Origin of the sequence: Paraliomyxa miuraensis (assembly GCF_026337845.1) — a bacterium.
GTDB lineage: Bacteria > Myxococcota_A > Polyangia > Nannocystales > Nannocystaceae > Paraliomyxa > Paraliomyxa miuraensis.
On sequence record NZ_JAOVZF010000156.1, the window covers coordinates 466,667 to 475,029 of the forward strand.

The following is an 8,363-nucleotide window of genomic DNA, read 5'->3' on the forward strand; positions in this document are numbered from 1 at the left end:
ATTGGGTCGCAGGGCTCGGCACTCGCTCTTGGCCTGGTAGGTCGGGTGACCATGGGCGTGGTAGGCCCCCCGACCATCGGACCCTCCACCGTACTCTCAACCCCTTGAAATCAGCGGCCACCCACACGGCGGCAGGCATCTTGCTCTTCCCCCCGTGCAATGACCGCTTCTCCCTGCCCAGCCACCGGGCGGTTCTTTGGTGGCCCCCCTGTTGGGGGACCGCGTTTCGATCCCCCTCGTGCTCGGATCACAGGCACCACCGCACAGCGTCTGGCCACGAAGCGCGAGATCCCGATGGGGGCGTCGCGAGAGGATAGCCGTCGCATCCATAAATGCGGCGTGCTGCCGACTATCCCCGAACATGAAGGTCGTGCATGCTCACTCTCGTGATCATTGCCCTGGTGACCTTCATGAGGCGCCAGTCACAGCAACAAACGACATCGACTGCACTCCCGCCAAGCCAGGATCGTGGAGTTCGGTTCCGTGGTCAAAACCGATTCGTCAATTGCGAAGGATTGGACGGACTGTCATGACAAGCGTTGGTACGTTTCCTTGCGTTGTTCCCGCACCTAGCGGCGTCCCAGAGCAGCCTGTCGCGGAGGCAACCACGACGGCTGCCGGCGAGCCTTTGGAGACTCTTGGTCGACGCGGCCGATTCGTGATTCGCGACAAGATCGGTGAGGGTGGACAGGGGACCGTCTTCGAGGGCGTCGATACACAGACTGGTCATCTCGTCGCGATCAAGCGCCCCAAGTCAGTTGGCTGGAAGGAAGTGGAGTTTCTGAGGAATGAGGGGAGCATCGGCGCGCTGGTTGCTCAGTGCGAGGCGGATTGTCTTATCGTCGGTGAGTACGTGGGACGGCGCCACCAGGGTCCCGCCGTGGTATCCCAGTTACTCGAGGATGCACGGCCGCTGCACCGCGCGGTCGAGGGGTTGGACACACTGGGGATTCTCAAGTTGTTCTCGCAAGTATTCCGTGCGCTGGAGATTTGCCATGATGAGTGTGGGGTTGTTCACCGTGACCTCTCGTATTCGAATATCTTAGAGCGCAATAGCTGCATTTACATCATTGACTTCGGCATCGCCACCATCGCTCAAAACGCTCGCGGCAAGCTCCTCGCATATGAGGACATTCAACTCGAGACGAGTCACTGGCTGGGGCATCCGGACTACATGATCGAGGGACGCTTCGACGACCTCGCCTACTGTAGCCCGACCGCGGACATATACGCAGCGATGATCCTGCTTTTTGAGTCGGCAACGGGCCAGCATCCGCTCTTGATCACGGAGGAACGCCAGACCATCAACCGCAAGCTTGGTCGAAATGACCATGCCGCTCGCGTCCGCCGCAGTCGCCTGTGGCGCCGCGCGCACAAGAATGCACGGTCCTACTACGCTGCTAGGCACGAGCAGTATGTCCACAAGTTGGTTCAAGCGGGGAACGAGGAGTCTCCTCACATCTGCGACCTGTTTCGGGAGTTCATCGTGGATCCCAACGCCTGGACGGCGAGAGATGTAAGTCTACGCATCGAGGCAATCATTGCCGAGATCCAGCGGACTAGAGAGCGCTGTGGCACGAGCGAAAAGGGGGACGAGTCGCCGATCGTTCGACTCGAACCGATGCAAGCCACCAACCTGATGGGTTCTAACATCGACATCAGTGTGCCGCGAGGCGCACCCGAGGGCGACATCCCTGTCGATATTTCCGAAGAAGGGCCTCTCAGTTCAGGCAACGTGCCACGAGATGCTCTTTATGGAATCTTTGGGGACCCCATCGAACTCAACGGATGGGGCTATCTTTGGAGGACCACAGTAGCGATGGTGCTTCTCGCGATCCTGTACCTGCTTCTAGGTAGCACGTAGATGTGTGATTCTAATTGATGAAGACACGCACCTTGGGAATGGTGGCCGCAGCGTAGAGTTTACGCCGCTTGAAGGAGAAATCACTCATGGACGCCGAAGATCTCGTTCGATGGCCCGGCCTGGCTGCGGCAAGTGTGCTCATTGCATATGTAGCAGGCGCGACATGTGCGTCCGATGAGCGTGATAGGTATAACGTGGAGGCCGGGTACTATGTCCAGCAGGGACGGAAGTGTGCAAGTTTTCACCGGAACCACAATCAGCCAAGCACCACGAGCTCATCGGCCGCCCTGGGTTTGACTCTCCGGAGCACCACCTTGCAGCACCAGAACTTGCTTAGCCGGCCCAGGGCGGCGGGTGAGCACGATCTGACCGTCTTCGCATGCCTAGCTCGTGCGATGGGCCATGATCAGCAGTCGCTGGCCAAGATGTCCGAGACTATTGAAAGTGGGACAGCCGTGGAGAGAGCCAAGCTCCGGAAGGAAATCCCTTACGATTCGTTCCTCATGTCCTGGTATCACGAGAACCGGATGTCCACGGCTCCTCGCGACGTTCTTCTTGCGCTGAGCTTCACGCGGAACTGCGAAGCCCAGGCTGCCGAGATTGCGGTTGCGCATGGATACTTGGACGCGCTCGGTGTGCCGAGAAAGAACCGCTCTTGTCTGACCGTGCTACACATGACGGTCGGGAGGAGCGTGGAGCGATCCCTTCGCAATCTGCCCGATCGGTCCTGGGATTGGGATGTCAATCTTCCAGTCCTGGAAGAGATCCAGGCATGGGGCGAGGGACAGCAAGACAGCGTACCGCACATCAAGGCTCGGCGGGCAACCGCGGCGGGAGCGGGACTCGGGGCAAGGGGTAGTGTGCTCCTCGAAACTCCGATCGAGCGCACGGCAAATCCGTTCGATATGGAGCCGCTCGCAACCCGGCAGATCGAGCCGCTAGGAGATCGACGCGGATGGCCGCGGCTCTCGTGCTCGGCAGGACTACTCCCCCGGCACCAGCCCCAACTCCTGCAACCGGTTCACCAGCATCTTGCGGTTGACCTTGAGCCGCCGAGCTGCCTCGCTCACGTTGCCCCCGCACTCCTTGAGCACGCGCGCCAGGAACCACCGATCGAACATCGCGTGGACCTCCTTGAGCGTCCCGGTCCTTACGAGCTCGTCGAGCTGGGTGCTCCGCGGGCGGTAGTCGCTCAACGCGAGGTGATGCGGCTCGACCTCGACCCCGTCGCAAAGCGCGGGCAGCCGGCCAACGACGCTCCGCAGCTCGCGAACGTTGCCGGGCCAGCCGTACTCGCGCAGGGTGGCAAGCGCATCGGCGGTGAACACCAAGGAGGTGCCCGCCTTCCGGTTGGCTTCGGCGAGGAACTGTCCCGCTAGACTCGACTTTGGCGGTCGTGTAGGCCCTCACGCATACCCCACCGCGTCCATCAAGGGCTCCAGTTGTTTTTGATCGATGTGCCTCCGTGCCGCCTGATCAGAAATCCACAGGGTCCACGACTCGCGGCGTAGCGTGGCCAGCATGTCCGAGAAGCTGGGGTTCTTCTTGCCGCGGTACCAAGGCGCGAGCCGCATCGGAAGAGATCTTCGCCCCTTGGACCAGCCTGCGTACCAGGTGATGACCAACGAGTAGATCCACAGCGCCATGGGCGCGGTACGCATCACCGCTGCCTCGGTCCGGTTTGCGGGTCCTCGAACCCAACGCGGCTCTTGACCCAGCCGAAGGTCTCCTCCAGGGACCAACGTAGGCAGTACAACTCGACGACCTGCTGGGCACTCTTCTCGAGGTCGGTGCTCACCAGGACGTCTTGCTTGACGTGACCTGGCCAGCCACGGACGACCACGAACAGCAGCTCCCGTCCATGGCTGACCTTGTACCAGACGGCCTTGAAGACCTTGATCTCTATGGTCGCCGGGCGCCCATAGACGAGTAGGTCAAGGGATGTCCACTTGCCTCGACGGTCCTTGGGCGACGGCAGCCGCTTGCCCTTTACCCTTGGGCGGCCCCGACCGCGATACGTCGGTGCCGGCGCGTACAGAGCAGCATCCATTCGGCCGCGTCCCAAGAGCTGGATGTTGTGGGGTAGCGGTCGCACCACGGAGCAGTTGATGTAGGAGGCGTCAGCCACGACGAGGAACTGCCGTTTTGGGAACTTCTCCGAGACGAGCTCGAGCAGCTCCGTAGCGAGCTCTGTGATCTTGCGGTGCGACTTGCCGAGCTGCTTGTTGACCTTCTCGGTTCGGTACAGGCGTACCAGGACCGGGAGCGAGAAGGACTTGTCCCATCGGGGAAACTCGACGACCACCGCAAGGACCACCCACTTGTGGCCGAAGTGCCAGAACGATCGACCGGCACACGACAGCAGGGGATCGTGATGCATCCCTGCCGACGAGATGTGCTTGCCGGTGTGTCGGCCGAGCGTATCGTCGACGGCCAGGGTGACCCTCGCCGTCTTCGACAACAGCCCCAGCACCAGCTTCATCAGCGCCAGCCCTACGGAGTCCGGCTCCCATGCCCCTCGGCTGAAGAACCGGTGGTATCCGCTGTGCTCTCGGATTCCGACGACGCCCGCGGCGCGCATCACCCCTGTGATCGTGTGCTTGCCCGTGCACCTGATCCACCCCATGACGATCGTCAAGAATCGCCGAAAGCTGGGTGCCGTGAAGCACGACTCGAAGATCAGCAGGGACTCGGCGAAGGATTGAGGTAGCATGGTGACGCGGGTCCTTTCTCGAGGGTCATCGTGGTTGGCTGTTGCAACCCCACTCTGATCCTCTTGAGAGGCCCTTCATCCATGAACGACACTGCCCGGTCGTCCAGCCGACCACCGGGCTCGAAAACCGCCAAAGTCGAGGCTAGGGCGCGTTGGCTTTCACAAAGGCGATCGCCCGCGGCACTGCCTTGAGAAATTCGGTTACATCGTCACCGTTCAGCGGACGCAACGGTGGATGGCCGCCCTGTGGATTCCTCTCATAGAGCATCGATTGTCCGCGATGAACAATCCCGTGGCGGCTGTACCACAGTCGGGCAACCGATTTGTAAAGAGCCGAATCGGCAACCTCCAGACTTGGCATTCGGCCAAGTCCACTCTTAAATACTGTCATATCCATCTTCCTTCCGGGATCGAATGAATGCACCATGGGTTGAACACCGACATCCAGAGCAGTCGCACATTTGATAGTAACATTACGAATATCCAACGCTCTCTCCCGATGAGCATCGGCAAGAATCAGCCTCCACAACTCAACCGCGGAGTGTCCGCGCTCGAACGATGCCGCAATCATCTCCCAGTCTGATGTGAGCAAGGGGCGGTCCTCGCCGAGATGGGTTAGCATCCCGTAATATGGTATTTGGTTTGTATACGCAGGAGCTATGGTTCGGCCCTGATCGGGAAGATGCCATACCAATCCCGAGTGCGCTCCCGAAGATCTTCCAGCGACCAGAAAACCCATGCCTGAAGTGTCGCACCGCTTATCAAATACATTACATTCATTAGCGCGACGCGACACTCGTCCGGTGGACAGATAGTGAAACGCTCCTCGTTCACGAGGATGACTGGCGAATTCTGTCCGGGTCCTGCATGAACCACGGAGAGGCTCTCAGCTTCATAGCTGACATGAAAGTGTGCCTGATTAATTCTTTTTGCTTTGGGAGTTAGTCTAAGATACACATGCTTGGCGGTCTCCGGGTTCCCCCGCAGATTTGAAAACGATAGCTCAAAGTGCTCTGCGCCGTCCGCCTTCACGGCCGCCGGAAGCTCTATGGTGAAACTTGCGACGAATCGAGGCATGGTCGGAGCATGACACGGACCGAGGACGAGTTACAACTCCCGAACGCGGCGGCGATCCGCGAGCGAGGGGAGCAGGCAGGGGGCGTTCGCCAGCGCGGTGCTCGACGGCCCCTACTACGACGAGGGCTTCCATGACTGGTTCGAAGTCGAGTTCGAGTTGTTGGCCAGCGGGGATCCGATCTTCGTCCTCGATCTCAAGATCGACGAGGGGTATCGGGACGCTGATGCCCGCGTAGCCGCCCACGCTGCCGTGGACGCGCTGGTTACGTTCGGGAGCGGGAATTCACCGCTGGTGTCATTCGACATCGAGCAGACCGATCCCGAAATCCGGCCGGGGCTGCGCGACGAGGCGTCGTGGACCTGGGTGCACTCGCTCCGAGCCAAGCGTCGGAAGCACGTCTACGTCGCGGCCCGGTCTTGAGCCGAGAGGGGACTTGAGCCGCTTTTCGCCGACCGTTGACACCGCCACTGAGCTGGGATCTCATTGGACGGGCGGGAGTACTCCTCATGGACGTTCCGACAACTCCAACCCGTGCACCTTCCGCCGGCGATCTCCGGCCGTTGATCGTTCACGGAGACAACCTCGTGTTTCTGCGCCAGCTCGACCCAGGCTCGGTGAACCTGATCTACATCGACCCGCCCTTCAACACGGGCAAGCGCCAAACGCGGCGGACTGTACATGCTCGTCGGACGAGCGAGCCCAGTGCATCGGTCGGCTTCGGGGGCGCGCGATACGAACGGCAAGTGGTCGCACGGCAGTCCTTTGCTGATGCGTTCGACGACTTCGGCGCTTTCCTGGTGCCGCGGCTCGAAGAAGCCTACCGGGTGCTCGCGCCCGATGGGAGTCTGTTCGTTCACCTGGACCCGCGCGAGAGCCACTACGCCAAGATCTGGCTCGACCAGATCTTTGGTCGCGCGAGCTTCGTCAACGAAATCGTTTGGGCATATGACTTCGGGGGTCGCTCCAGGAAGCGCTGGTCATCGAAGCACGACGTGATCCTCTGGTTCGCGAAGGACCCGGAGGACTACACCTTCGACTTCGATGCGATGGATCGGATCCCGTACATGGCCCCCGGTCTGGTTGGACCCGAGAAGGCGAAGCGCGGCAAAACTCCGACGGACACTTGGTGGCACACAATCGTCCCCACGAGTGGCCGGGAGAAGACCGGATACCCAACCCAAAAACCGCTTGGTATCGTCGAGCGCATCGTAAAAGTCCACTCTCGACCGGGCGACTTAGTGCTCGACTTCTTCGCTGGTAGCGGGACGTTGGGCGAGGCGGCATCTCGCTGTGGACGGAGAGCAATCCTGGTCGACGTCCAGAAGGAGGCAGTCCAGGTGATGAAGCGGCGCCTTGCGTTTGCGTCTCCTCGCGTGGAGGTCGTCGGGGAGCGCCCCACCGACACAGCGCCAATATCGACTCCACGTCTGCGTGGAGAGGCCGCAAACGACCCAGTCTCTCTACCGGCGGCAAGCGGACGAGTATCAGTGATCGCAGCGGCGGTTGAGAAATATGAGCATCTCCAACCTCTACCAGGTGCAGCACGAGACGCGGCCGTGGTAAGGGCCATGTTCGAAACGAGCGACGACCTTGCTCTCTACGGTGGCTCAACGACCATCCTCACCAATCCCACCGCTGGGGAGCTTCGCACTGCGGTCCTGGAGTATGCGGCAACCCGGTCGGCACGCGGAGATGTCCTCGTCTTCTACTTCTCAGGGCACGGCTGTGTTGTCGGGGAAACCGAATTTGGCTTCTGCACCGTCGACTCAAAGAAATCGTTGGACGACGCGATATTGCCGCTGAGCGTGGTCGGCTTTCGCGACATCGTGCGCACGCTCGCAGCCGTAGACGTACATCCGGTGTTCATCGTCGATGCGTGCTTCTCCGGCGCGATGATCACCGCAGCGATGCAAGACAGCCTCCACCAGAATGCGGGAGCTGCGTACGCGTTCCTCTGCTCAAGTTACGAGGCTACACCATCGATCGACACGGGCCAGGGCGGCGCCTTTACTACGGCGCTGCATGATGCTGCCCGAGCAGGACGGTCAGATCCCGAAGGTAAGCGCCGCCCCTTCCTCACCTTGAACGATCTCTCGGGACCAGTTCAGGAAGCACTAGGACGGACCGGCCATCCGCTCTCCAGGTGTTACCTGGGCCCCGATCTACCGCCGGTACCGCTCGTGAAGAACCCGGCCTACAAGGCACTTTGCTACACGTTCTCGTCCTACTTCAACACGCTGGTCGACTATCTTTGGAACGCTGGTCGACCGCGCTCGATCAAGGTGAAGGACATCGCGGAGAAGGTCGGGAACGGCGCCTACGGGAATCACCGAAAGCTGAGCCTGCCCCCGTGGGATTTGGTCGAGGATGAACCGAAGAGTGGAGCCAGGCGCCTCACAACCCGAGGGAAGCAGTACGCCCAGGGGAAGCTTGCAATTCCGCAGGTCATCGAGCAGGACCCCGAGACGAAGGCATGGCGCGCAGCTCCAGACTCTATTCGGGTTCGCAAGGACTAGGCCTTCCCCGGCCTTCCCCCTTCACTTGCCGAGCGCTCGCCCAGCTTCTCACGCAGCGCGGTCGCCCACCGATCCAGGTCCCCCGCAGTCGACTCGCGCAGGGCCTCGGTAAACCCGTTACCGGGTGCCTCCCGGGCCGGAGCCCACAGCCGGATCGGTCTGGTGTAGCGCCGAGGTCATGGGCAAGCACAG

Annotated in this window: 8 protein-coding genes and 1 pseudogene; 3 read left to right on the forward strand and 6 right to left on the reverse strand. The window is 61.0% G+C overall.

What is annotated here, in order from left to right; translation table 11 throughout:
- The first annotated feature begins 658 nt into the window (after positions 1-658).
- Positions 659-1,864 (forward strand): protein kinase domain-containing protein, encoded by a 1,206-nt coding sequence (locus tag OEB96_RS27405; RefSeq protein ID WP_266219708.1) that lies wholly within the window; start codon positions 659-661, stop codon positions 1,862-1,864.
- A 983-nt stretch (positions 1,865-2,847) separates the two neighbouring features.
- Here OEB96_RS27405 and OEB96_RS46850 read toward each other — a convergent pair.
- The 6 genes and pseudogenes from OEB96_RS46850 to OEB96_RS27430 form a co-directional block, all read right to left on the reverse strand.
- On the reverse strand, positions 2,848-2,985 hold the full coding sequence (locus OEB96_RS46850; RefSeq protein WP_456320264.1) for a helix-turn-helix domain-containing protein: 138 nt from the start codon (positions 2,983-2,985) through the stop codon (positions 2,848-2,850).
- An 84-nt stretch (positions 2,986-3,069) separates the two neighbouring features.
- Positions 3,070-3,234: pseudogene (locus OEB96_RS46855) on the reverse strand (AAA-type ATPase lid domain-containing protein); the annotation flags it as partial.
- Between the two features lie 36 nt (positions 3,235-3,270).
- On the reverse strand, positions 3,271-3,525 hold the full coding sequence (locus tag OEB96_RS27415; protein WP_266219709.1) for a hypothetical protein: 255 nt from the start codon (positions 3,523-3,525) through the stop codon (positions 3,271-3,273).
- Positions 3,525-4,577, reverse strand: coding sequence for an IS701 family transposase (locus tag OEB96_RS27420; RefSeq protein ID WP_266219710.1), 1,053 nt, complete (start codon positions 4,575-4,577; stop codon positions 3,525-3,527). Before OEB96_RS27420 ends, OEB96_RS27415 begins: the two co-directional genes overlap by 1 nt.
- A 142-nt stretch (positions 4,578-4,719) precedes the next feature.
- Entirely contained in the window at positions 4,720-5,199 is a 480-nt protein-coding gene (locus OEB96_RS27425) for a hypothetical protein (RefSeq protein ID WP_266219711.1), read from the reverse strand.
- A gap of 35 nt (positions 5,200-5,234) precedes the next feature.
- Positions 5,235-5,654, reverse strand: coding sequence for a hypothetical protein (locus tag OEB96_RS27430; RefSeq protein ID WP_266219712.1), 420 nt, complete (start codon positions 5,652-5,654; stop codon positions 5,235-5,237).
- Positions 5,655-5,751: 97 nt separating this feature from the next.
- Here OEB96_RS27430 and OEB96_RS27435 point away from each other — a divergent pair, with 97 nt between their 5' ends.
- Together OEB96_RS27435 and OEB96_RS27440 are read left to right on the forward strand one after the other, a co-directional pair.
- A complete protein-coding gene (locus OEB96_RS27435; RefSeq protein ID WP_266219713.1) occupies positions 5,752-6,075 on the forward strand; it encodes a hypothetical protein in 324 nt (107 codons plus the stop codon).
- A 164-nt stretch (positions 6,076-6,239) separates the two neighbouring features.
- Positions 6,240-8,171, forward strand: a complete 1,932-nt coding sequence (locus OEB96_RS27440) for a DNA methyltransferase (protein ID WP_266219714.1) — start codon at positions 6,240-6,242, stop codon at positions 8,169-8,171.
- The last annotated feature ends 192 nt before the right edge of the window (positions 8,172-8,363 follow it).